Origin of the sequence: Methanohalophilus levihalophilus (assembly GCF_017874375.1) — an archaeon.
Taxonomy (GTDB): domain Archaea; phylum Halobacteriota; class Methanosarcinia; order Methanosarcinales; family Methanosarcinaceae; genus Methanohalophilus; species Methanohalophilus levihalophilus.
In genome coordinates, this window is sequence record NZ_JAGGLK010000003.1 from 574,208 (window position 1) to 597,168 (window position 22,961).

The following is a 22,961-nucleotide window of genomic DNA, read 5'->3' on the forward strand; positions in this document are numbered from 1 at the left end:
TCGAAGTTTTCCTTTTTTGCACAAAAACTTATTACCTACAAAAACTGAATCTCTTTCTGATGCTATTCGATTTGCATGTTCATTCCTGTTTTTCAAAAGACAGTGATTCGGATCCGGATTCTCTGTTACAATGGGCGAAGATTAACGGACTTGATGGGTTTGCTGTCTGTGATCATGATTCGGTGGAGGGGGGGCAGGCCTGTGCCAAACGTGCCAGGGAACTTGATTGTGATATTCTTGTAATTCCGGGGATTGAAGTCAGCTCTGCTGAAGGCCATGTTCTCGTTCTTGGAGTGGATAAAGCGATTCCTCCGGGGATGAGTGTACCTGAGACAATAAAACGTGCCCGCGAATTGGGGGGAACTGTAATAATCCCACATCCGTTTAAGCGGACTTCTCATGGTATCGGCTATGTGGAAGGCCTGGATATTGATGCAGTCGAAGTTTACAATTCACGCTGTCTCACATCGTATGCCAACCGTCGGGCAAAAATGATTGCCGACAGGTTAGGTATCCCGCATGTGGGTGGAAGTGATGCCCACGAGCCACGTATGATAGGACGCTCCTACACTGAAATTGATGCTCCTGAGAAAACCGTTGAAGCAGTGCTTTCGGCAATCAAAAACGGAAATGTGAAAGCAGGCGGTGGGCGCACTCCTCCTCAATTTGTTGTTAAACAAATGTTCAAGGGCCTGAAAAAGAAAGTACAGGCATAAAAATTAATTCTGCAAAAACTCCTCATTAAACATTTTAAGCATCAATATGAATGATGCCAGTAGCATTGGACCTACAACAATTCCTACAAGACCGAACAGGAAAATCCCGATAAATATTCCCAACAGGGATACAAATGGATGGATTGCCCCGACCTTTTTCTGGATGAACGGTCGCAGGAAATTGTCAACATTACTGATTATAATTCCAGCTATCAGAATTGCCACAGCAGCATAGTAGTCTGCCTGGATAATCTTGAAAATAATTGCCGGGATCCATATTATGGGTGCTCCGATTACTGGAATTATTGACAGGATGGCTGTGATGAAACCCCAGAGAAGTGCTCCCTGTATCCCGACCAGATAAAAAGTAATTGCAAGAAGAGTGCCCTGTATGGCTGCGATCATGAGGGTTGCGATAACCGTTGAATGGATTATGTTTTTCATCTCGTCTAGCAGGACATATGTGTTCCTGCCGCTAAAAGGTGTGACGTCAAATACGATTTTTCTGAGTTTTGTGTCATCGGTGGTCAAAAGGTAATACAAAAGAAATACAAGAATCGTAAGCCCTATTATTTCGGTTCCTATATTCTGGACTGCATCAATAATGAGTCCACTCAAAAAGGTGCCTGCAGCTGATATTATGTCCGCAGCTTTTTCTTCGAGGTTGAGCATTGCAACGAGTTCGTTTATTTGCTCATAATCCACATCCATTAAATCTATTTGTGATATCACATTTGCCAGTACCTGGCTGATCTGTGCGGCGATAAGCACAAAGAGGTAGTAGATAGGAATTATCATCAGTAGTATAACCAGTGCTATCACACCAATAGCCACAATGCCGGAATTGAGCCGGGTTCTTTTCAGGATTGCTTTGTAAACAGGATCTATAATTGTGTAGAGGATGATAGCTGCCAGGAAAAATTCTATAAAAGGATAGAGTGCAGAAGTAATTGCGTAGGCAAGTATGCCTGTAAAAAGCAATGCAATCGCAATTTTGGCTGCTATTTTGTTATCCATGGAAATCAGTTCTTGTTCCTGTTAGTCTAATTATTCGACAAACCTGAAATAAATTCTTCTGTTATTCTTACCTTTGTTTTCAGCCTTGAAGATTTCTATGTGGGGGATTTCTCCGGTATTTTTGACGTGTGTTCCGCCACATGCCTGATTGTCAACATCTCCTACATTTATGACCCTGATTTCCTGAATGTCAGGGGGAAATGCGTCTTTCAGTTTTACCACAGAAGGTATCTCAAAGGCTTCTTCCCTGGGAAGTATATCGATATTCACATCGATTTTCCTGTCAATAACCTCATTGACTTTTTCCTGATAGGAACCGATTAGTTCCCTGTCAAAGTTCTCAAGGTTGAAATCAACTCTCGTTTTTTCTTCTCCGAGCTGGTTTCCTGAAATCTTTGCGCCGGTCTCACTATGAATGATGGCACTGAGAATATGGCATGCAGTATGGTATTTCATGAATAGGTATCGCCTGTCCCAGTCAACGATTCCTTTCACAGTGTCACCTGCTTTCAGGTCACAGTCTTCCAATTCATGACTGATTTTCCCACCAAATTTACCTGTAAAGACCACTTTGCACTCTTTCCCGTCGTGGATCAGTTTTCCGGTGTCATGAGGCTGGCCACCGGACTGCGGGTAAAATGCAGTCTTGTCAAGAACTACAAACTTGCCATCTGTGACACTTTCTACAGTGGCTTCAAACTCTTTCAGGTAGCAGTCTTCGAGATAAATAGCATCCATTAGGTGGGTTTTAAACTCTTTAATACATAAAATGTTTGCAAGAGTAACTTCCTGCAGTTTGTCAAAACATTTAATATCAAGCTCCCTGCTAATATGTTCCTATGCTCTATTTTGTTGGTCTGGGTCTTTTTGATGAGAAGGATGTATCCCTGAAAGGTCTGGAAGTGATTAAGCAGGCTGATGAAGTTTATGTTGAATTTTATACATCCCGCCTTATGGGTTCTGATCAGGAGAAAATGGAAGCCCTTTATGGTCGGGAACTGACTGTTCTTAGCAGGGAAGAAGTGGAACAGAATCCATGGTGGCTGGAAAGAGCAAAGGACAAGGATGTTGTTTTCCTTACCGGTGGAGACACAATGGTTTCCACCACGCATGTGGATTTGCGACTTCGTGCACACAGGCTGGGAATCCCAACCAGGCTAATTCATGGATCCTCTATTGTGAGCGCTATTTGCGGTCTGTCGGGTTTACAAAACTACAGATTTGGAAAGGCTGCGACAGTTCCTCATCCTTACACAAGCAGCCGGGGGAATACTATCATCTCGGAATCCCCTTATGATGCTATAATCAAGAACATTGAGCAGGATTTGCATACTCTTGTCTTCCTTGACATTGACAAAGACAAAGGTTACATGACTGTCCCGGAAGCTGTAAACCTGCTTCTCGCAGTTGACAGTCGCAGGGATGGGATGCTTTCGGAGCGCATTGGTGTGGGAATTGCCCGTGCAGGTTCTCCTGCTCCGGTTGTCAAGGCTGATTTCCTTCCCCAACTCAAGGAGTACGATTTTGGGGAACCACTCCAGATCCTCGTAATTCCGGCTTCATTGCACTTCCTTGAATCCGAAGCACTTGTGGAACTTGCAAGCGCTCCGGAAGAAGTGCTGGAAATTGACGAATAACCTGACTTTTAACGAAAATCATTTATATCTACAGCATAGACGAAATGATGTTATTTGTGAGAGTTGTATCATGAGGGGATCTGTAGGACTAATAATAGGTGAGACCGGAACTCTTGACTTTAAGTTTCTGGTATCAGACAGTACAGCGGTAATGCGGGGTCACTACGTAAAAGTGTGGCATGAGACTGATTCTTCATGGGTGCTTGCGCAGGTCATGGGAATTACCCGCTCAAGTGGCAGTTTTTCAGTTGAGGAAGCCAAAAAAGGAAAACGCAACAACCGTGATGATGATCACATCGTGGCAGAGGCTAATGTCATTGGAAGCAGAGGAACCGATGGTTTGCTTCGCTCGCCGATGACTCCGTTTAGCCCAGGGGATCCGATTTATGTTGCGGACGACGAATTGATTCGTAACGTTCTTGGCTTAGTAGGCGGCGACATGTATGTGGGACTTCTTGACGGGACAAATATCCCGGTTCAGCTTGATGCCAATAACCTCGTGCAAAAACACTGCAGTATCCTTGCAAAAACAGGTAGTGGAAAATCATATACTGCAGCGGTTTTGCTGGAAGAGCTGCTTGAGCACAATGTTCCTCTGCTTATTATTGATCCTCACAGTGAATATGCCAGCCTCAAAGAGGCCGCTTCCGGGAAAGATAAGGATTCGTCAAAGTACAAGGTGAGTCCAAAAGGATATAGTTCGAGAGTAAAAGTTTACACTCCAGCCAATAAATCCATTAATCCGGCAGCCGATGAACTTTTCAGGCTCAATGGTGTTAACCTGAAACCCAAGGAACTCATTGATATTTTCCCTGACAATTATACCACTACTCATACCGGCATCTTGTATGAGTCAGTCCACAAACTCCGCGCTGAAGTGGAGACATATTTCCTTGAAGACATTATCAGGGAGGTTTCCAATAACGAAAGCAAAGCACGCTGGAATGTAATTAACCTGCTTGAGGATGTCAACCAGATGGAGTTGCTTTCTCCGAATCCCACGCCTGTAGAGGAACTTATGCAGGAAGGTAAAGCCAATATTGTTGATCTAAAAGGTGTGCCTCCTGATATCCAGAGTATGCTTGTTGCAAAACTCTGTGAGAACTTATTTGAAGCACGCAAGATGGGTCATATCCCGCCGGGTATGCTGGTGGTTGAAGAAGCCCATAACTTTGCTCCGGAGAGAGGTTTCAGCAAAAGTGCAAGCTCGGAAATCCTGCGGACGATTGCTTCTGAAGGCAGAAAGTTTGGTCTGGGAATGATGATAATTTCCCAGCGTCCTGCAAGGGTGGATAAGAATGTTCTTTCCCAGTGTGGGACCCAGATTATAATGAAAGTTACCAATCCTAACGATCTTAAATCCATAAGCAAAGGACTTGAAGGTGCCAATTCCTATGTTGAAGAGGAACTCCTTCGCCTGCCTCCCGGTGTTGCGATGCTGGTGAGTAATGATATTGAGCGACCTGTACTTGTGGATGTAAGGGTGCGTCGGTCAAAACACGGCGGAGAATCAGTTAATGTGCTTAAGGCTTCCTCCGGGAAACGCAAGGCAGCTCCCAAAAAAGTTGCAGAGACTTCAGCACAGCTTTCTGGGAATTCGCCTGGCTCACCTCCGCCAAAGCGTGAACCTACGAGAAAGCCCAAGGCAAATGGAGAAGAGAAGGGTCTCTTCAAAAAGCTGTTTGGTGCTGAGAAATGAGGAAATGTATTTTATACTAAGGGTGTGACAAAGTGGCTGCGGAACTTGCTGAGAAAGTTGAGCGTTATGAACGTCTGCTGAGGCAGGCCCTTGAGAAAGCCGTCGTATCCCCGATTGAAGGCTCCCATATGAAACGTGCGGGAGAAGATTTCAGAGAAATGGCCGAATCATATTATAAGGATGGTATGCATTTCATAGAATCAGATGATCCGGTAAATGCGCTTGTGTGTTTCAGTTATGGTCATGCCTGGCTGGACGCAGGAGCAAGACTGGGTGTATTTGATGTAGACGATGATGTACTGTTCACCATATAAATGAGACATGGAAGAAATTGTGAGGAGATAAGTTTATGCCAAACTATCATGTGACCCTTGAAGCTGCCTGGTTGGTAAGGGATGTAAAGAGTGCCGATGATGCTATCGGTGTTGCAATTGCAGAAGCCGGAAAACGCTTGAATCCAAAACTGGATTTTGTTGAGGTTGATGTCGGAACTACATTTTGTCCGGCATGTAATGAACCAATTAGCAGTGTATTCATGGCTGCAAACACCGCAATTGTAGGTCTGGTTCTCCAGATGAAAGTTTTCGATGCGGAAACAGAAGAACATGCATCCCGGATTGCAAAATCTGTTATTGGAAGGGCACTGCGGGATGTTCCACTGAGCGTTATCGAAGTGGAGGATTTCGAGTAACGGTGGTCTTTGATGACTGAAATGATTTCCGTGGTGGGGCATGCAGCTCTTGATTACCTCTTTGAGGTAGAGAGGATTGCTTCACCCAATGAATCCTATCCAATTTTAGAATACGAAACTCTTTTTGGCGGAGGAGCTGCAAATATTGCTGCGGCAATTGCAACTCTTGGGGGCAATGCTTCCCTGATTTCCGCTGTTGGGAATGATTTTGAACATTCCGGTTTTGAATCTCATCTGGAAAATATTGGTGTAGATCTATCGCTGCTTTACCATATTGAAGACAAAAAATGCACTCGCGCATTTGTTTACACGGACAGGCAGCATAATCAGTCATCATACTTTTACTGGGGCTCATCTGCAAAATTTCCTGAACTGGAACCGCCGGAAGTTGATTTTGTTCATCTTGCAACAGCAGAAGCAAGCTTCAATGCCCGTATGTCCAAAAAGGCAGATTTCGTGTGCTTTGATCCCGGGCAGGATCTTGTGACTTATTCAAAAGAAAACCTGGTTACAATACTTGATAATACGGATATTCTTTTTGCAAACAGGCATGAGATAAGAAGAGTTTCCAGCATGACGCACAGGTCATTTGAAGATCTCAAAAACAGCATTGATACAATTATTGTGACTTGTGATGCTGGAGGCAGCCGTATTTATCATCAGGGTTCACATATTCATATCCCGGCTGTAAAGGTCGAAGCGGTTGATCCGACCGGTGCCGGGGATGGTTACAGGGCAGGTTTCCTTGTAGCTTTCAAAAAAGGATTTTCTCTTGAAACATGTGGAAAGATTGGCGCAGTTGTAGCATCCTTTGTTGTGGAGCGCACTGGCTGCCAGACTAATCTTCCTACATGGGAAATAATGCAAAAAAGATATGAAGAGAATTTCGGGCAATTGCCCTGATTCTCTCTTTTACTTGTTTTCGTTTTCAATTACTGCATGAGCTGCTGCAATCCTTGCGATAGGTACCCTGAATGGGGAGCAGCTAACATAGTTGAGTCCGATTTCGTGACCAAACTTGACGGATTTGGGATCTCCGCCGTGTTCACCACAAATTCCGATTTTGAGGTTTTCACGTGTGGATCTTCCCTTCTCTATTCCGATTTTCACAAGCTGGCCTACACCTTCCTGATCAAGTACTGCAAATGGGTCTTCTTCCAGAATTCCCTTGTCAACGTACAATGGCAGGAATTTACCGGCATCATCCCGGCTGAATCCGAATGTGGTCTGGGTAAGATCGTTTGTACCAAATGAGAAGAATTCTGCTTCCTCTGCAATCTGGTCTGCAGTGATGGCAGCACGTGGCAATTCAATCATGGTTCCCACAAGGTATTCAATTTCCACACCGCAGTCTCTCATTGTAGCTTCTGCTGTGGTTTTAACATCCTCTTTGGTAAGTGCAAGTTCTTTCACATGGCTGACCAGAGGAATCATTATTTCAGGTACAACCTCCAGACCTTCCCTTGTAAGGTCACAGGCAGCTTCTATGATTGCGCGAACCTGCATTTCATAAACTTCGGGATATGTAATTCCAAGCCTGCATCCACGGTGTCCGAGCATCGGGTTAATTTCCTTTAAAATATCAACCCTGTCAAGTACTTTTTGTACCTCCCAGATTTCTTTTTCATTATCGCCAGCTTTTTCAAGCTCACAGATTCTCTCGGTTAGTTCTTCCTGATTCGGAAGGAACTCATGGAGTGGTGGATCAAGTAATCTTATGGTTACAGGGAAGCCGTCCATTGCCCTGAAAATGCCGGTGAAATCCTCTTTCTGCATTGGTAGCAGTTTTTCAAGGGCCACTTTCCTGCTTTCCACATCTTCCGCCATAATCATTTCACGCACAGCTGGAATTCTTTCTTCGCCGAAGAACATATGCTCTGTACGGCAGAGTCCGATTCCCTGTGCACCGAATTCCCTTGCGACTCCTGCATCATGCGGAGTATCTGCATTAGCACGAACTTTGAGACGGCGGATTTCATCAGCCCATTGAAGAATTGTATCAAGTTCGCCTGTAAGTTCGGGGGAAATGAGTTCTACTTCTCCAACTATTACATCTCCAGTAGAACCGTCAATACTGATGAAATCGCCTTCATTAACAACTACGGAGCCGTTTGTGAAGTCTCCTCTTTCCATATCAATGGTAATTGCTCCACATCCTGCAACGCATGGTTTTCCCATTCCGCGGGCAACCACTGCAGCGTGGGAAGTCATTCCTCCCCTTACTGTCAGGATACCTTCTGAAGCATCCATTCCGCCAATATCCTCCGGGGAAGTCTCAGTTCTGACAAGGATGGTCTTGATACCTTCCTTTGCCTTTTCTTCCGCATCTTCTGCGGTGAAAACAACTCTTCCTACGGCAGCTCCGGGTGAAGCCGGGAGTCCTGTGGCAATTACGTCATAAGTAGCATCTGGATCAAACATTGGGTGCAGAAGCTTATCAATCTGGGAAGGTTCGATTCTTGACACGGCTGTCTTTTTATCAATTAATCCTTCTTTTTCCATTTCCACGGCAATCCGGATCGCTGCAGCAGCAGTACGCTTGCCGGTACGGGTCTGGAGCATGTAGAGTTTTCCTTCCTGGATTGTGAACTCAATGTCCTGCATGTCCCGGAAGTGATTCTCCAGCTTCTTGTATATGCTCTCAAGTTTGTTGTAAACTTCAGGCATATTGTTTTTGAGATCCTCAATTGGTTGTGGGGTACGAATACCTGCAACAACGTCTTCTCCCTGTGCGTTGGTCAGGAATTCTCCGAAGAAGCGCTTTTCACCGGTTGCAGGGTCGCGTGTAAAGGCAACTCCTGTGCCGCAATTTTCTCCCATGTTCCCGTATACCATACTCTGGACATTAACGGCTGTTCCCCAGTCGTCGGCAATTCCGTTGAGTTTCCTGTACTTCTTTGCCCTCTGGTTATTCCATGAGTTGAATACGGCATCAATAGCCATTTGGAGTTGTTTTCTTGGATCCTGCGGGAAGTCTTCACCGGTGTGCTCTTTAATTACACCCTTGAATTTCTCCACCAGGTCTTTTAATGAATCAACATCGATTTCCGTATCCTGATCAACACCAAGTTCATGCTTCTTTTCTTCAAGAAGAGTCTCGAATCTGGCATGTTCGATGTCCAGTACAACGTCTCCAAACATGGTAAGGAAACGCCTGTAACTGTCGTATGCAAACCGCTCGTTGTTGGATTTGCGGGCGATTCCCTTAACAGTAGTATCATTAAGACCAAGGTTTAGAACAGTGTCCATCATACCGGGCATTGAAACCCGGGCTCCTGATCTGACCGAAAGAAGAAGAGGGTTATCGGGGTCTCCGAATTTCTTATTATTTTCTTCTTCTAAAGTTAAAAGAGCTTCATCAATCTGTTCCAGAAGTCCTGTAGGATACTTATTGTCCTTGAGGTAGAGTACACACACTTCTGTAGTAATTGTAAATCCGGCCGGAACCGGAATACCGAGGTTAGACATTTCTGCAAGATTGGCTCCCTTGCCACCAAGCAGGTTCTTCATGCTATTTTTGCCTTCAGTATTGTCGTTTCCGAAAAGGTACACGAACTTATTATCTGCCACTAACTTTCCTCCCAGCGGAATGTCGAGTATGATAGTTGGTGTCACAATAGTTGGTTTTATATTAAGGTTTATCGATTCATGGATTCGGGCATATTCTTTATATGATGAATAATACGTACTTGTTACTCTAATTGTTCGTAAGATCTCGAAACCATATCAATCTTATATTAAAGAGATTGCGATGCATTTATATATGATAATTCTAATGTATTTATACTTCCAAAATGCCTTATATATGGGAAAAGATTCATGAAACGCCTTGGAACAGTCTCCAGCATTGATGGTCAGGGAAAACTTGTTATTCGGGCAGCTGAAGGGCTAACCTCTGGTTCTCTGAAAGATCTACCGCGCATAGGTTCTGTCGTGATGGATCAGAAAGTGAAGCGCATTGGTAAAGTGTCATCTGTTATCGGACCTGTTTCCAGCCCTTATGTGGTGGTCAAAGTCGCAAAAAGTGTTTCTTTTTCTGAACTTAAGGCTTGTGTGAACCAGAAATTGTATGTGAAGTGAGAAAGTCGGGGCTTTCTTTTAATTCCGAGATGTTCACGACTATGAGGAACTGACAATGGTTGAAGTTGAAAGGGTAAGGTATTCTGATACGTCCGAAAGGGAAAAAATGCGTGCTAAGATTAAGGCACGTAAAGAGCAGGACAAGAGCTCTGAAGTAGAAGAAAAGGTTTTAGAGTGTCCGGAATGTGGCAGTCACAACCTTGAGCAGGACTATGAGCGCGCCGAGCTTGTCTGTGGCGACTGTGGGCTTGTAGTAGATGCTGATTTCGTGGATGAAGGGCCGGAATGGCGTGCTTTTGACCATGATCAGAGAATGAAGCGTTCCCGTGTGGGCGCTCCAATGACCTATACTATTCATGACAAAGGTCTTTCCACTATGATTGACTGGAGGAATCGTGATTCCTACGGAAAATCAATTTCTTCCAAGAACCGTGCACAACTGTATCGTTTGAGGAAATGGCAGCGTCGTATCCGTGTGAGCAACGCTACGGAAAGAAACCTTGCATTCGCATTATCTGAACTTGACAGGATGGCTTCAGCACTTGGTCTTCCAAGGACTGTGCGTGAAACCGCTGCAGTTGTTTATCGTAAGGCAGTCGACAAGAACCTGATTCGCGGACGCAGTATTGAAGGTGTGGCCGCAGCAGCTTTGTATGCAGCCTGCAGGCAGTGCAGTGTTCCAAGGACTCTTGATGAAATCGGAGAGGTTTCAAGGGTAAGCAGGAAAGAAATCGGCAGAACATACCGTTTCATTTCCAGGGAATTATCCCTCAAGCTTATGCCAACTTCACCAATTGACTACGTACCTCGTTTCTGTTCAGGATTAAACCTGAAAGGTGAGGTACAGGCAAGAGGCGTCGAAATCCTCAGGCAGGCTTCCGAAAAGGAATTAACCAGTGGCCGTGGTCCTACCGGTGTAGCTGCAGCAGCAATTTACATTGCTTCTATTCTCTGTGGAGAGCGCAGGACACAGCGCGAGGTAGCTGATGTTGCCGGTGTAACTGAAGTTACCATCAGGAACCGCTACAAGGAACTTGCCGAAGAACTGGATATTGAAATTATTTTGTAAGCAAATCGCTTTAAGAGGGATGCTTTTATTATCCCTCAATCTCTTTTTCTTTTCATACCATGCTTGAAATTATTGAAATGCTTACCATCGGTTTTGTCGTGGGTCTCACTGGTGCACTGGTGCCGGGGCCTATGTTACTTGTAACAATCGACGGTGCATTGAAAAAAGGGTGGAAAGCAGGTCCTGCAGTTGTGGTGGGGCATGCAGCAATTGAACTCCTCATCTGCATTTTGATAGTTTTGGGCTTAACATCACTTATCGGTGAGCGGGAAATGACGGTCATTTCAATTGTAGGTGGCACCGCCCTTTTCGCTTTTGGCATTCTTACAATCATGCAGGCTCGCAGTTCATCGCAACTTGTGCAAAAGGCGGATGGAATTGTTTCCAATTCTTTCTCGGCTGGTGTTCTGACATCAGTTTCCAACCCGTATTTCTGGATCTGGTGGTTGGCAGCTGGCAGTGCCCTGTTACTCCGTGGGCTTGAGATCGGATTGCTTGCAGCAGTTTTCTTTGTGATTGGCCACTGGATGGCTGATCTGGGCTGGTTTACTTTCATTTCAGCTTCAATGAGTCGTGGAAAACAAATGTTCTCTGACGTAGTCTATCGGAAAGTGCTAGTAGGATGCGGCATTTTCCTGATGGGATTCGGAGCATGGTTTGCATTGGGGTGATATTCTGGAATGTCTGTGTGCCAAAGTTGAGAAAAGGAAGGGTGAACCTGTACGAGCGATTCTTTTTGAGCAGGATTTACTTGACAACTCTTTCAGGATTAGCTCGGATGATGGATACCTTTACCTTCCGGTGAAATCAAAGCCTGATAAGTCAATTCTTCCGCATCCCGTAACTTTTGAGTATCGTGAATGTGAATCACAGCAAACCCAGCCTACACTGGAAGATATGCTCGGTTACTCTCCGTCATTTGAGATAGTTGGCGAAATTGCAATAATTGATGCAGAAGAATTGGAAGCTGAAAAGGTGGCCGTTGCTCTTCTCAAGTTCCGGCCTCAACTTAAAACAGTACTGGGTGAAGGTTCAGCTATCGAAGGAGAATTCAGGGTTCGTCCAATGCAACTGATTGCCGGAGAAGATAGCACCGAGACCATCCACAAGGATCACGGTTGTCTTTATGCGGTGGATATTGCTAAAGTGTATTTCTCCCCACGTTTATCCACAGAGAGGCAGAGAATTGCTGATCAGATCGGTCCGAATGATGTGGTTGTGGACATGTTCGCAGGTGTGGGTCCTTACAGCATCCCGGCTGCAAAGCGATGCAGGAAAGTCTATGCTGTTGATAAAAATCCTGAAGCTGTCAAATTCCTGAAAAAGAACATTGAATTAAACAAGCTGGATAACGTGGAAGCAATGGTTGCCGATGCACATGATCTTCCGGATATCTTCGGGCAAATTGCCGACCATGTGATCATGAATCTTCCACACAATGCTTCGGATTTCCTGGAGGAAGCCGTAGCCCTCGCAAAACCGGGTGGTGTAATCCACTACTATGCAATGTCACATGAGGATTCGTTGTTCGAGCCTTCTCTGGATCTCATCAGGAAAGCTGCTTCAAATGCTGGCAGAAGTGTGGAAGTGGTGGAAACCCGCACAGTTCGATCCTATGCTCCGCATCAATACAATATCTGTATCGATGCCAGAATCGTTTAAGGATAAGCGAAATCGTTAAATCCTTATATCCGTATTTTCCGATAGCTTTACTTTGCGCCGTCGTGGCTTAGTGGTATAGCGGCTGATTCGTAATCAGCAGGCCGGGGGTTCGAATCCCCCCGACGGCTTTTACCTCGGGGTTCTACGCCCTTTTACTCCGAATATTTTCTTCAGCGTTAGAAATCCTGCCCCTCGCACATGGTATTGGAGATGTAGTTAACAACAAAAAACAGAACTCTAGAAAAATCTAAAATTCATGGGTGTCGAGTAGAATAATACTAGATTACTGCAAAATGGGGTCACCCAAAAGAGTAAATAGTCCACGACTCCCTTTTTAAAATGGGTATACTAAATGGAAGAAAAAGATGAAAAATTATTACGCGCTCAGAAACGAGTAAAGGAAATCAAAGGTTTTTACCTCCATCTAGCAATATACTCAGTAATTATGCTCCTCCTATTTTTTATTGATTATTCTGCTGGAGGGGGTTGGTGGGTTCAATGGCCGATTATTGGATGGGGAATCGCTGTAATGATACATGGAATTACTATAAGCAAATTTGGTAAAGGTTGGGAAGATAAAAAGATAAAAGATATTATGGAAAAAGAGAAATGAACTCCCTATTCCATTCCCAAATTAGGCTAGAACCTCCATATATTTTTCCCTTTCTTTGCATTGTTTTTATTCAGCAAAAAGATCCATGTTTCCCATCCTTCTAATCTTTCCTTCACATGAGCATCGAGAGTAACCAACTTGTTGCTAGCAATAAAATTAAACTATCTATTGCTATCAATATCACTTTTTATAACTCCAAAAAAACTGATTCAACGGTTTTAAATCACACTGACGTCTTTAAGGTTTTTGTTAAAATAATGTATTTTGATAGGCTTATTCTTAATAATAAAAAATAAATACCATTAGTAGACCAAGTTCTTCCACTAAATATGATCTAATGGAAGGATGCTAAATTCAAATGAATAGCAGAGACTACTATATTGACTATTTAAGATTACTTGTTATAGTGTCCATAGTAATTTTGCATTCTGCTGTTACTTATAGTGGTTTTGGGAATTGGCACTTCATTGATGAGTCGCCTATTGACGATCTTTCAAAATTGGTTTCTGCATTATTCATATGTTTTACATATAGTTACTCAATGAGTTTTTTATTTTTGATAGCAGCGTACTATGCAGCCAATTCTTATTCCAGAAAGGGAAAAATGAATTTCATTAATGGAAGAATATACAGATTAGGTTTGCCAGTAGGGCTTTTCTCTTTTTTTATCTATCCTCTGACAATGTATTTTTTGTATGTGGCTGGAGAGAAAGAAGCTCTAAACTTTAAAGAATACTTGCTTTCGGGTCATTTCTTAAGTGGAACAGGCCCTTTATGGTTTGCTCTTGCATTGCTTATATTTTCTCTTTTTTATGCAGCAATTGGTAGAAAACAAAACGTAACAGCAAAAAACTTGCCGGGCATTAAAGTAACAATCATTGCAATTCTTTTAGTTGGAACAGCAAGTTTCCTGCTTAGGTTAATTTTCCCGATGGGTGTCGAAATTTTGAATATGCCCATAAGCAACTTTGCATATTATATTGCTTTGTTTGTTGTTGGGATAAAAGCTTATCAGTACGATTGGTTCAACCAAATTGAATATAATTATGCGAAAAAGTGGTTGGGCTCAACTTTTGTGATAGGTATAGTTGGCTGGTTTGCTATCATGCTATTCAGTGGAGTCTTCGAGCAAAGTGAAGCTGTTTTAAGTGGAGGATTTAACTGGCCGAGTTATTCATATTCTGTTTGGGAAAGTTTTCTAATCTTTGGTATGTCTATTGGCCTACTTGGAACGTTTAAAAGGAAAATCAACAAAACAAACAAACTAATGGTTATATTGTCTAAAAACAGTTTCAGTGTTTACGTTTGGCATACGCCCATTTTAGTTGGTGTTTCACTTATGTTAAGAGATATCACAATCTATCCCTTGCTAAAAATAGCTATAGTTGCACTTACCACATTATCATTTAGTTTCTTCCTATCTCATTATGTTTTCAGGAAAGCTCCTTTGGTCAAAGAAATTATGTGAGAATACCGGGACACAACAAAATTATTAGGCCATGGATGAGATCTATTTATGTGGATAAATGTAACAATGGATCCATGGGATTCGATTCCTTGATTCTGCTTTTTCAAAAAAATTCCTTATTTTAAAAGCAACTTTTCAAGTCTTTAGTGGTTGGAAATGATTAGAAGAGTAAGTAGTTGGCAGTGATCAGGGATTTGCTTACCGACTTCCCGGGCAATCCTCCCGGATGCACATTACATATCGAGTCGGTCAAAGGTTCCCTGAATGCCGGATAACCCTGAATGGTTATGGGTTTTTCAGACCCAATGGCACTCTCCCTTCTGATTCACTGCCGCGCCGCATCAGTTATGATACGGTAATAAGTAATATGTTTTAAAGCTATTAATTGCTTTTGATATACAATCTGGTAACAAAAAAGAAGTTATGGATTGAATAAAAATAATCAAAACCAGATTAATGTGCAAGATAATTAAATTTTTGATAACTGTAGTGCTTTTCTAATGGGTAATCATAATATCCATAAAATCATGGCAATATATACCAGAAGCAGAGTCAATGGAATAAGTCTTGCAAGGATATTGATGCTGTATGCAAGGCCCAGGTAATCGTCTTTTAGCAGGTTCATTGTTTCTGCCTGCTGGTTTGAAAATCCGGCACTGCCTTTTGAAATGTTCTGATTGGCCTTTTCGATTACTGCTGCCAATTTTTCCGTATCCACATGCTCCTCGGCAATCATCTTGTGAATGCTGCTGTGGGTATCGGTAGTAAAGAGTATTATGTCATCAAATTGATCCTTATATCTTTCCTTTATTTCAACCATCTCTTCTGAAATACCGTTCCCTTCGGTTCCAAAGATCAGGATTTTTTGGCCTTCTACTTTCTCAACCATTGCAAATTTAGGAGTTCCATCGGTTTCTGTTGAATATCCTACATAGTAGTCGTACAATGTTTCCTCATCCAGATCTTTTAGAAATTCAAGCAGTTTATCCCGGAAATAACCCGCCTTTTCAGTGCCGTATGTAAGCTGAGCATCGGGTTCTTCGTTTCTCATATGGTTATGAAGATCCACAATTACAACTTCGTCAAGATCAAGTATTTCCCTGAAAACCGGGGTTTCATAATCTCCAAATTCCTCGGCTTCCATGTAAACAATCTTTTGATATCCCAATTTCCTTCCAAAGAAGATCAACTTTCCGTAATCTCTTTTAAGCAATTTTGAAGCCTTTGGACAGGTTTTTGGTGTAGTAAAAGCATCGATAATTTTGGTAATATCTTTTGGATTTGCAGGGTCATCCTTGTGTGTGGAAGGTACATGGAAGAAAAAACCCTCATTGCTATCGTTCAGGTGGCGAATAATATCAGTTGAGGCTCTTCCGCCCCCGAATCCTTCAAGAGGGCCTGGATGTATCCAGGGGGCTGCAATAGTAAGTTCACCGCTTTCGTTTTTAATAAGTATTGTCTGGACATCAGGTCTTACGGGATAACCAAGATCCAATATCTCTTGCTTCTTGTGCATAAGTCCCGAAAAAAGCTTCACCGCAGAAACATTCACGTTAGTACTAATCAGGTATTCTGCCAGCAGGAAAGCAAGCAGTACTGCCATTGCAGCTATGAGAAGCACTTCAAGGTTTTCGGCATAGGTTGTATATCCAATGTGTTGTTTTCTCCCGATGAAAGCATGGAATGTCGCCAGTATCATCAGGGGATGAACCAGGCTCAAAAGTGTTATTCTCTTGGAATACTCATATCCAAGTGTTGCAATCAGGACTATGTAGTTAATAAAGAAAATAGTCATTAGCGCAAGCCAGAAAACGTTCCATGAATTTACGATACCTGCACCATTGGTAGCCGTAATAATCATGCCGTGGGAGAAAAGTACAAACTCATTAAATAGACCAATGAAGTAGCTCCATTTTCGGGGATATTCCTCAAAAAAGCGATGGTACAGCTCACCGATAATCAGGGTCGGAATAATAAAAACTAAAAAAATTGTTTCAATAAGGTGTCTGGGGCTGAATTCAATTCCGGAAAAGTAGGTAAGTCCGATGTTTATGAAAACTCCATAAAAAATGCCTGATACAATAATTGCCCCAATGACTGTCTGCATTGAGGGGATGCTGAAGATCACTCGTTTGAATACGTCTATATTGTCTGACATTTTTCATCCACTTTTAAATGGCAAGTGTATATAAAAATTTTGGGTTTTTAAAACTTTTTCATTTGCAGGATTGCTGTACGCAATAACCAAAAAAGTATATGTATCTTATAAAGCACCATTATTTAAAACCGACTATATATTTTGAAACAATGTATATATATCTGAACAATCAGAAAAAGTATCCTGTATATAGGATCAACAAATACACTTATTGGGTTTCCATTTTGGTGGAATCTTCCGGGAGTTAAGAATATGGGTGAGAAAACAGGTACTAAGGGAAGAGTAACAGGCATTGGTGGGGTCTTTTTTAAGTGTGAAGATCCGCAGGCAACAAAGGACTGGTATCACAAGAATTTAGGCATGGTTACTAATGAATTCGGTGCCCCCTTTGAGTTCCGGAATGCTAACCGGCCTGAAGAGATTAATTATTTACAGTGGAGTCCTTTTCCGGATGATACGGACTACTTTGCTCCTTCGAAACAAGAATTCATGATAAACTATCGTGTAGAGAACATTGAAGCTCTTGTAGAAGAACTAAGAAGCAACGGAGTTACTATTGTTGATTCCATTGAGGAGTACGAGTATGGAAAGTTCGTTCACATCCTTGATTCCGATGGCAACAAAATTGAATTGTGGGAACCAATAGACTCTGTTTTTACAGCAATGTTCGAGGGAAGTCCTACAAATAAATAATAATCCAAAAAAGTGATGGATTAGATCTCGATATACAATGTTGAAGAACTTATGTTTTCACAAGAACTTGCCTGTTAAATTCATATAGTTGCACATGATTGTTTTGGAGGATGACTATCATTCCAAGAGTAATAATGCACAACACCATCAGTCTTGATGGTGCGGTAATCGGTTTTGAAGTGGACATGGAACTTCATTACCAAATCGCCGGAGTATATGGGGCAGATGCTCACCTAATCGGTTCAACAACGGCAAAAACCGGGATTGAAATGTTTGGTGGTGAAGTGGGTGAAGAAGAACCTTCTGACTTTGCCAAACCCGAAACTACACCCGATGATCCAAGAGCTATATGGGTTATTGTTGACTCCCAGGGGATTTTGATAAATCGACTTCATGTGCTTCGAAAATCAGTTTTCTGCAAAGATGTGTTGATATTGGTTTCTTCAAGCACTCCGAATGATTACATAACCTATCTCAAGGAAAGAAACTATGAGTTCATTGTTTCGGGAGGGCAACATGTTAAGCTTGAGTCAGCTCTTGAGGTACTCCATGACGAATATGGAATCAATAAAGTTCTGGTAGACACTGGTCCAACACTTAACGGGGTGCTTCTGGGCGAAGGATTGGTTGATGAACTAAGTCTTCTCATAGCCCCGGTTCTTGCAGACTCTGACTATCCCCATTTATTCTCCAAACTTGGTATTGAAGAGGGCATTGATCTTGAACTTGCAAATTGCGACAATGTTGGAAATGGCTACGTGCATCTTGTATATAAGATCAAAAAGTAATGTTAAGTGGTGTAATTCCGATATTTGATTTGGGGTAGTACAATGGCAGATATAATAATTGTTGATATGGAACCGCAGATGGTTATAAGTCTCAGGAGAATTGGTCCTTATCAGCAGATCAGTGACATGATTCCTGAGCTTTATGAATTTGCAGAGGAAAACGGTGTTGTGATTGTAGGTGCGCCTATATTTATATGCCATGAGATTTCGGTAGAAGAAGCCATGGACGCTGAGGAAAAAGGAAACGCTGACGTTGAAGTTGTTTTTCCGGTTGATGGTGATGTGAAAACCAGCGGCGAAGTAAAATATTATGAGCTTGCCGGTGGGAAAATGGCTAAAACAGTTCATAAAGGTCCGTATGAAGCAATGGTACCTACTTACGAGAAACTGTATGCCTGGCTCGAAGAAAATAGGAAACAAATAATTGGTCCGATGTGGGAAATTTATCTGTCAGATCCAAGGGAGGTTCCTCCTGAGGACTATGTGACTGAAATCTATGTTCCAGTGGACTGAGTTATTAGTATTTTCATAAACAATATCTTTATATTTGCAAAAATCGATCTTTACATGATGCCTGTATGTCAGGCACTATGGGAGGTGAGATGAGATTATCCGGGTATAATTTTATTTTGGCATAAAGTTTGATGTATAGGTTTAGAAGTGTTACCGACTATATCTAACAAAAGATCAATAACTGGAGTGTGAAACGCACGAAAGTGAATGCAATCTTGCAACTTTTCAGCAATGTCAGAAGAACAAAGTTTCCCGTTAAAAATCCATCTTGTCTGCTGTTTCATGATACACTTTATTCTCCGCCGATACCGCCGGACTGGATTTAGCGTTGATAGATACCATTCAACTATCAGATTCCCCTTTCTTTTTTTACCTTGCTAGAACAAAACTTCCTTCGTAAAACAGTTGCTTAAACAAACTTTACCGCAGTTCCATATGTGAGAATCTCGGCAGCTGCGGCTGTTGTTTGTGATGTTGTAAATCGCACATTGACGACGGCATCTGCTCCAAGATGTTCCGCTTCTTTAATCATGCGATCAATTGCTTCCTGGCGTGCCTGTGCCAGCATCATTGAATATCCTTTAAGCTCTCCCCCAACTACATTTTTCAGAGCTGCTCCAATGTCACTTCCTATATGGCGGGCTCTGACCGTGTTTCCCATTACAAGACCAAGAAATTCCTGCTCTTTTCCGTCAACATTGTCTATGGTTGTCACTATCATTCACAATAACCTCAACGCAGTTATCAAAAAAGGGAAAGTAAAAAAAGGTATGGGTGCCCCTCACTCTTTGGTGAGGTGGACATCCAGCTGTGGGAATGGAATTTCAATTCCCTGTTCATTATATGTCTTGAAAATGTTGTTTGTGAGATCTCCTTTGACGGCCCAATAATCTGCAGTTTTAACCCATGCACGAAGCTGTAGGTTTACTGAAGAATCTGCCAGTTCTGTTGTCACAACTGCCGGAGCAGGTTCATTGAGTACACTCTGATTTCCTTTCATAACATAAAGTGCGATTTCAATTGCCCTGTCAAGATCAGTGCTGTAACTGATTCCAACATTCACGTCAACTCTTCTTGTAGGCATTCTTGTTGCGTTAACAATCGGGCTGCCCCACACAAGACTATTTGGTATAGTTATTATTTTGTTGTCCGGGGTCAGGAGTTCGGTTGCCATGATACCTACAGCAGAAACGGTTCCGGAAGATCCATTTACTTCCACATATTCGTTTTTGTCAATAGGCCTTAAAGCCGCAATCCAGAGTCCTGCACCGATGTTCGTCAGTGTGTCCTGCATTCCAAAACCCAGAATCAATCCGATGACTGCAGAAAGTCCCAGAACGACTGCACTCATGTTCACGAATACTGAAAGAACAGCAAGTATGACAATCACATAAAGCAGTGAACTCAGGAACCGTGTCAAAAATTCCACTACCAGCTCAGGTAGTTTTGTCTTCTTCAACCCTTTACTGAATAATCCGGTAAGCATTCTGGCAACCAAGTATCCTATTATCAGGATTATTATTGCAAACAGAATGTCTGAAAGACTTATGTCTGTATATGGTAAAGTCTGATCTAACCCATTGGCCATAAAATACCTCCAAAACAGAATTCTTTTAATTCAATATAAGGATTATTTGAAATCAGGGTAACAGAATATCATCAATGGCATGGATAATGCCGTTTGAGCACTCTATGTCAGGATTTGTAATGGGAGTATTCTCAACGAAAATTTTTCCATCTTTGGATTTAAAGCGAATAGTTTCCCCGTTCATTGTCTGGAGAGACTCAACGCTGCTGAGATCCTTGGTGGTGTATTTTCCTTCTACAATGTGATAATTGATGATGTTGAGAAGATAAGTTTCATCATCAAACGCTTCTTCAATTACATCGTTAGGAATTGGAACAAATGCATCGTCGGTAGGTGCAAATACAGTATAAGGTCCTTCCGAAGAGTACTTCTCCAGAAGTCCGAGAATTTCTGCTGCATTCAGGAGATTTGTGAAAACACCTTCATCTCTTGCAGTTGCTATTAAATCCTGCATATGACAGCACCTTTAGCTTTCGTAGTAATCCAGCTGTGATTGCAACAGTTCACGATGCTTTTTCTCAAGGAAGCTATACACGGTTCCGTGGTTTGCACCTTCAACAAGCATTTCTATTGCCGTATGGATAATGCGGTTTTGGTCGGGGGTTCCAAGGACACTTACGGTTTTTCCATAAATGGAAATTTTGACACCAATAAGGCTTTCTGCAATTTCGCGTGTTTTCCCGCCTTTTCCAATAATCCTTCCCTTAAGCCTGATGAGTTCTTTTGGGGTGGAAGCTTCATGGGATAAATCAATGACGTCAAGCATCAGCATGTCATCATCAAAAAGCGCAAGGGCTTTTTCCGGGTTGAATCCTCTGCTTATTGCTTTCACAACTTCTCCTGCTTTCAAAGAACCCAGGGGGTCATCTCCCTCTATAATTTCCACAGTTCCGTTTTCACTATCAATATCAAGCTCGGAGGATGATTTCTCCTCAATAAGTTTTTTTGTTTCACCTTTTGGGCCAATAATGGCTCCGATTCTGTCTTTTGGAACTTTCAGGTGTGCCATGTGATTCACCTTTGTAAAAATTATTTTTGATCCTTTAATTCGTTTTTAGCTTTCAGCATTTTGTACAATTCTTCATCTGATGTTTCAATTCCGTACTTCTTGAAGTAACGGGTCAGATTTTTCAGATCCCTCTTAAGGAATACTTCGGCTCCGGGATGTTCAAGAGTGACTGCCTGCCCCATGTCGATGATGTAAGGTTCGAGGTTTGAAGGGTTAATGAGGATATTATATTCGCTAAGGTCCCCATGTACCAGATTTGCTTCATTGTAGAGTAAATCCAGATATTTGACAATTGTATCGAATATTTCCTTTGCATCTTCTTTTTCGATTCGAATGTCCTTTAAGGGCGGGAAGGCTTTCTCGTCTTCACCGATGAACTGCATTACAAGTATATTTCGATGAGTTGTTATTGGTTTTGGAACGCGAATCCCGACTTCTTCTGCACGGAGCAAGTTGCGGAATTCTTTCCGTGTCCATGCGAATACAACATCTTTCTTTTTATGACGAATGCTTTTGAAGCGTGGATCTCCGAGTATATAGTCTTCCATTGCCCGGAAAGTGCTTGTGGATATCCTGTAGATCTTGATGGCAAGATCAAAGTCTTTCCCTTCTGCAAGAAATACATTTGCTTCCTTGCCGGTGCTGATGGAGCCACCTAATGCTTCGATCACACCATCGTTTGAAAGATGGTATAGCCCTTTGAGGGTTGCGTCATCAAACACCGCTTCTTTTACTTTAAGTGCATTGGAATCCTTTTGGCGAATTCGCATCTTATCGATGTCGCTTTCAATTTTTCGGAGATTTTTAGGAATGGATTTTCTCATGTCTGATCTTTAAGATATCCGTTGCTTTGAAACCATTCAACCTGTTGACGGGTATATTTCCATATTACGTCTGCTTTAGTGTCCTGGAAATCCCATGGGATTGCCAGAACCAGATCTCCCACACGTAACCACGTGTCTTTTTTTATGGTGCCGGTGATCCTTCCTATTCGGGTTATTCCATCTATGCAGTTAATCCTGACACGATTTGCTCCGAGTAGGCTTTCTACGGTTGCGAGTGTTTCTCTCTTTTCTTTCTTTGGGATGCGTACCTCTAAATCTTTTTCTTCATCTGGATTGTTGTTTAGTGGCACTTTTATAATCCTCTTTTCTCAGTTGGTTTGGAAATAGAACTCTTTATAGGACGGTGCGATACACGTTCCTAATATTTATTTATCTTTTGTGTGGGCATCAACATGCCAGTTTTGGAACTTGCCAATTTTTAGCTTTTGTGTTAAGACATTTTTTCGATGAAAAAGTTATATAGTAGTATGGATATGTAGGGAGTCCGCACAGATTTGTTGTGTCAAGATGCAATGGGTCTGATGCTATATTGGTATGCATTTATGTGACTCAAAATCGAGGCGCATAACCCTTATATAGGATGTACGCATACCAAGTCAATCCCGTGCTTTGCGCGGTTTAAATTTATGGAGACAGGAGTTATATTCTGTCTGACTAGTGATATGGCAGTTCGATTAATTCTGACTCGGTATTGAAACAGAATTAATGGAATAAC

At 42.2% G+C, this 22,961-nt stretch carries 25 protein-coding genes and 1 tRNA gene; 16 read left to right on the forward strand and 10 right to left on the reverse strand.

The window, feature by feature from the left end:
• Nucleotides 1-59 precede the first annotated feature (59 nt).
• Nucleotides 60-716, forward strand: coding sequence for a PHP domain-containing protein (locus J2755_RS10380; protein WP_209683137.1), 657 nt, complete (start codon nt 60-62; stop codon nt 714-716).
• Nucleotides 717-719: 3 nt separating this feature from the next.
• Here the strand turns inward: J2755_RS10380 and J2755_RS10385 are convergent, their stop codons facing one another.
• Both J2755_RS10385 and alaXM read right to left on the reverse strand, forming a co-directional pair.
• Nucleotides 720-1,733, reverse strand: coding sequence for an AI-2E family transporter (locus tag J2755_RS10385; protein WP_209683141.1), 1,014 nt, complete (start codon nt 1,731-1,733; stop codon nt 720-722).
• 30 nt (nt 1,734-1,763) lie between these two features.
• On the reverse strand, nt 1,764-2,471 hold the full coding sequence (gene alaXM, locus J2755_RS10390) for an alanyl-tRNA editing protein AlaXM (RefSeq protein ID WP_209683144.1): 708 nt from the start codon (nt 2,469-2,471) through the stop codon (nt 1,764-1,766).
• A 101-nt stretch (nt 2,472-2,572) separates the two neighbouring features.
• Here alaXM and dph5 point away from each other — a divergent pair, with 101 nt between their 5' ends.
• From dph5 to J2755_RS10415, 5 genes are all read left to right on the forward strand, one after another.
• The gene (dph5, locus tag J2755_RS10395; protein WP_209683149.1) at nt 2,573-3,370 is read left to right on the forward strand and encodes a diphthine synthase; all 798 of its coding nucleotides are present in this window, start codon (nt 2,573-2,575) and stop codon (nt 3,368-3,370) included.
• A gap of 70 nt (nt 3,371-3,440) precedes the next feature.
• A complete protein-coding gene (locus J2755_RS10400; protein ID WP_245312904.1) occupies nt 3,441-5,069 on the forward strand; it encodes a helicase HerA domain-containing protein in 1,629 nt (542 codons plus the stop codon).
• 32 nt (nt 5,070-5,101) lie between these two features.
• Nucleotides 5,102-5,383, forward strand: coding sequence for a DUF357 domain-containing protein (locus tag J2755_RS10405; protein ID WP_209683152.1), 282 nt, complete (start codon nt 5,102-5,104; stop codon nt 5,381-5,383).
• A 35-nt stretch (nt 5,384-5,418) separates the two neighbouring features.
• Nucleotides 5,419-5,760, forward strand: coding sequence for a DUF555 domain-containing protein (locus J2755_RS10410; RefSeq protein WP_209683156.1), 342 nt, complete (start codon nt 5,419-5,421; stop codon nt 5,758-5,760).
• A gap of 12 nt (nt 5,761-5,772) precedes the next feature.
• A complete protein-coding gene (locus J2755_RS10415; RefSeq protein WP_209683160.1) occupies nt 5,773-6,663 on the forward strand; it encodes a carbohydrate kinase family protein in 891 nt (296 codons plus the stop codon).
• A 9-nt stretch (nt 6,664-6,672) separates the two neighbouring features.
• Here J2755_RS10415 and ppdK read toward each other — a convergent pair whose 3' ends face one another.
• Nucleotides 6,673-9,330: a pyruvate, phosphate dikinase gene (gene ppdK / locus J2755_RS10420; protein ID WP_209683163.1), complete on the reverse strand. Its 2,658-nt coding sequence runs from the start codon at nt 9,328-9,330 to the stop codon at nt 6,673-6,675.
• A gap of 249 nt (nt 9,331-9,579) precedes the next feature.
• Here ppdK and J2755_RS10425 point away from each other — a divergent pair, with 249 nt between their 5' ends.
• From J2755_RS10425 to J2755_RS10455, 7 genes are all read left to right on the forward strand, one after another.
• Nucleotides 9,580-9,840 (forward strand): H/ACA ribonucleoprotein complex subunit GAR1, encoded by a 261-nt coding sequence (locus J2755_RS10425; RefSeq protein WP_209683167.1) that lies wholly within the window; start codon nt 9,580-9,582, stop codon nt 9,838-9,840.
• Between the two features lie 55 nt (nt 9,841-9,895).
• Entirely contained in the window at nt 9,896-10,909 is a 1,014-nt protein-coding gene (locus tag J2755_RS10430) for a transcription initiation factor IIB (protein ID WP_209683170.1), read from the forward strand.
• Between the two features lie 59 nt (nt 10,910-10,968).
• Nucleotides 10,969-11,580 carry a LysE family transporter gene (locus J2755_RS10435; RefSeq protein ID WP_209683173.1) on the forward strand — a complete coding sequence of 204 codons (612 nt, stop codon included), beginning with the start codon at nt 10,969-10,971 and terminating at the stop codon, nt 11,578-11,580.
• On the forward strand, nt 11,567-12,571 hold the full coding sequence (locus J2755_RS10440) for a class I SAM-dependent methyltransferase (RefSeq protein WP_245312906.1): 1,005 nt from the start codon (nt 11,567-11,569) through the stop codon (nt 12,569-12,571). Before J2755_RS10435 ends, J2755_RS10440 begins: the two co-directional genes overlap by 14 nt.
• Before the next feature lie 56 nt (nt 12,572-12,627).
• Nucleotides 12,628-12,699 (forward strand) — tRNA-Thr (locus tag J2755_RS10445).
• 224 nt (nt 12,700-12,923) lie between these two features.
• Nucleotides 12,924-13,184 (forward strand): 2TM domain-containing protein, encoded by a 261-nt coding sequence (locus tag J2755_RS10450; RefSeq protein ID WP_209683176.1) that lies wholly within the window; start codon nt 12,924-12,926, stop codon nt 13,182-13,184.
• A gap of 358 nt (nt 13,185-13,542) precedes the next feature.
• Nucleotides 13,543-14,652 carry an acyltransferase family protein gene (locus tag J2755_RS10455; RefSeq protein WP_209683179.1) on the forward strand — a complete coding sequence of 370 codons (1,110 nt, stop codon included), beginning with the start codon at nt 13,543-13,545 and terminating at the stop codon, nt 14,650-14,652.
• Between the two features lie 508 nt (nt 14,653-15,160).
• On the opposite strand, the gene J2755_RS10460 is transcribed toward J2755_RS10455, so the two are convergent.
• A complete protein-coding gene (locus tag J2755_RS10460; protein ID WP_209683182.1) occupies nt 15,161-16,810 on the reverse strand; it encodes a DUF2070 family protein in 1,650 nt (549 codons plus the stop codon).
• A gap of 252 nt (nt 16,811-17,062) precedes the next feature.
• Between J2755_RS10460 and J2755_RS10465 the strand changes: the two genes are divergently transcribed.
• From J2755_RS10465 to J2755_RS10475, 3 genes are all read left to right on the forward strand, one after another.
• A complete protein-coding gene (locus J2755_RS10465) occupies nt 17,063-17,503 on the forward strand; it encodes a VOC family protein (RefSeq protein WP_209683186.1) in 441 nt (146 codons plus the stop codon).
• Between the two features lie 110 nt (nt 17,504-17,613).
• Nucleotides 17,614-18,291, forward strand: coding sequence for a RibD family protein (locus J2755_RS10470; protein WP_209683190.1), 678 nt, complete (start codon nt 17,614-17,616; stop codon nt 18,289-18,291).
• A gap of 42 nt (nt 18,292-18,333) precedes the next feature.
• Nucleotides 18,334-18,804, forward strand: a complete 471-nt coding sequence (locus J2755_RS10475) for a GyrI-like domain-containing protein (RefSeq protein ID WP_209683193.1) — start codon at nt 18,334-18,336, stop codon at nt 18,802-18,804.
• 409 nt (nt 18,805-19,213) lie between these two features.
• Here J2755_RS10475 and J2755_RS10480 read toward each other — a convergent pair whose 3' ends face one another.
• From J2755_RS10480 to eif1A, 6 genes are read right to left on the reverse strand one after another with little or no spacing between them, the layout of a single operon-like run.
• Nucleotides 19,214-19,525: a YbjQ family protein gene (locus tag J2755_RS10480; RefSeq protein ID WP_209683196.1), complete on the reverse strand. Its 312-nt coding sequence runs from the start codon at nt 19,523-19,525 to the stop codon at nt 19,214-19,216.
• 60 nt (nt 19,526-19,585) lie between these two features.
• Nucleotides 19,586-20,392, reverse strand: a complete 807-nt coding sequence (locus J2755_RS10485; RefSeq protein ID WP_209683199.1) for a mechanosensitive ion channel family protein — start codon at nt 20,390-20,392, stop codon at nt 19,586-19,588.
• A gap of 52 nt (nt 20,393-20,444) precedes the next feature.
• A complete protein-coding gene (locus tag J2755_RS10490) occupies nt 20,445-20,846 on the reverse strand; it encodes a fasciclin domain-containing protein (protein ID WP_209683214.1) in 402 nt (133 codons plus the stop codon).
• A gap of 12 nt (nt 20,847-20,858) precedes the next feature.
• Nucleotides 20,859-21,401 carry a KH domain-containing protein gene (locus tag J2755_RS10495; protein WP_209683231.1) on the reverse strand — a complete coding sequence of 181 codons (543 nt, stop codon included), beginning with the start codon at nt 21,399-21,401 and terminating at the stop codon, nt 20,859-20,861.
• Nucleotides 21,402-21,421: 20 nt separating this feature from the next.
• The gene (locus J2755_RS10500; protein WP_209683234.1) at nt 21,422-22,225 is read right to left on the reverse strand and encodes a serine protein kinase RIO; all 804 of its coding nucleotides are present in this window, start codon (nt 22,223-22,225) and stop codon (nt 21,422-21,424) included.
• Nucleotides 22,222-22,536 carry a translation initiation factor eIF-1A gene (gene eif1A, locus J2755_RS10505; protein ID WP_342591080.1) on the reverse strand — a complete coding sequence of 105 codons (315 nt, stop codon included), beginning with the start codon at nt 22,534-22,536 and terminating at the stop codon, nt 22,222-22,224. Before eif1A ends, J2755_RS10500 begins: the two co-directional genes overlap by 4 nt.
• Nucleotides 22,537-22,961: the final 425 nt, after the last annotated feature.

Bases quoted from the DNA above. Each gene is read 5' to 3' on its own strand.
- J2755_RS10475 (WP_209683193.1), top strand. From the start codon at position 18,334: ATGGCAGATATAATAATTGTTGATATGGAACCGCAGATGGTTATAAGT.
- J2755_RS10400 (WP_245312904.1), top strand. From the start codon at position 3,441: ATGAGGGGATCTGTAGGACTAATAATAGGTGAGACCGGAACTCTTGAC.
- J2755_RS10455 (WP_209683179.1), top strand. From the start codon at position 13,543: ATGAATAGCAGAGACTACTATATTGACTATTTAAGATTACTTGTTATA.
- J2755_RS10430 (WP_209683170.1), top strand. From the start codon at position 9,896: ATGGTTGAAGTTGAAAGGGTAAGGTATTCTGATACGTCCGAAAGGGAA.
- J2755_RS10435 (WP_209683173.1), top strand. From the start codon at position 10,969: ATGCTTGAAATTATTGAAATGCTTACCATCGGTTTTGTCGTGGGTCTC.
- J2755_RS10415 (WP_209683160.1), top strand. From the start codon at position 5,773: ATGACTGAAATGATTTCCGTGGTGGGGCATGCAGCTCTTGATTACCTC.
- J2755_RS10385 (WP_209683141.1), bottom strand. From the start codon at position 1,733: ATGGATAACAAAATAGCAGCCAAAATTGCGATTGCATTGCTTTTTACA.
- J2755_RS10380 (WP_209683137.1), top strand. From the start codon at position 60: ATGCTATTCGATTTGCATGTTCATTCCTGTTTTTCAAAAGACAGTGAT.
- J2755_RS10480 (WP_209683196.1), bottom strand. From the start codon at position 19,525: ATGATAGTGACAACCATAGACAATGTTGACGGAAAAGAGCAGGAATTT.
- J2755_RS10495 (WP_209683231.1), bottom strand. From the start codon at position 21,401: ATGGCACACCTGAAAGTTCCAAAAGACAGAATCGGAGCCATTATTGGC.
- J2755_RS10490 (WP_209683214.1), bottom strand. From the start codon at position 20,846: ATGCAGGATTTAATAGCAACTGCAAGAGATGAAGGTGTTTTCACAAAT.
- J2755_RS10450 (WP_209683176.1), top strand. From the start codon at position 12,924: ATGGAAGAAAAAGATGAAAAATTATTACGCGCTCAGAAACGAGTAAAG.
- J2755_RS10485 (WP_209683199.1), bottom strand. From the start codon at position 20,392: ATGGCCAATGGGTTAGATCAGACTTTACCATATACAGACATAAGTCTT.
- alaXM (WP_209683144.1), bottom strand. From the start codon at position 2,471: ATGGATGCTATTTATCTCGAAGACTGCTACCTGAAAGAGTTTGAAGCC.
- J2755_RS10470 (WP_209683190.1), top strand. From the start codon at position 17,614: ATGACTATCATTCCAAGAGTAATAATGCACAACACCATCAGTCTTGAT.
- J2755_RS10465 (WP_209683186.1), top strand. From the start codon at position 17,063: ATGGGTGAGAAAACAGGTACTAAGGGAAGAGTAACAGGCATTGGTGGG.
- J2755_RS10425 (WP_209683167.1), top strand. From the start codon at position 9,580: ATGAAACGCCTTGGAACAGTCTCCAGCATTGATGGTCAGGGAAAACTT.
- J2755_RS10410 (WP_209683156.1), top strand. From the start codon at position 5,419: ATGCCAAACTATCATGTGACCCTTGAAGCTGCCTGGTTGGTAAGGGAT.
- J2755_RS10500 (WP_209683234.1), bottom strand. From the start codon at position 22,225: ATGAGAAAATCCATTCCTAAAAATCTCCGAAAAATTGAAAGCGACATC.
- J2755_RS10460 (WP_209683182.1), bottom strand. From the start codon at position 16,810: ATGTCAGACAATATAGACGTATTCAAACGAGTGATCTTCAGCATCCCC.
- dph5 (WP_209683149.1), top strand. From the start codon at position 2,573: ATGCTCTATTTTGTTGGTCTGGGTCTTTTTGATGAGAAGGATGTATCC.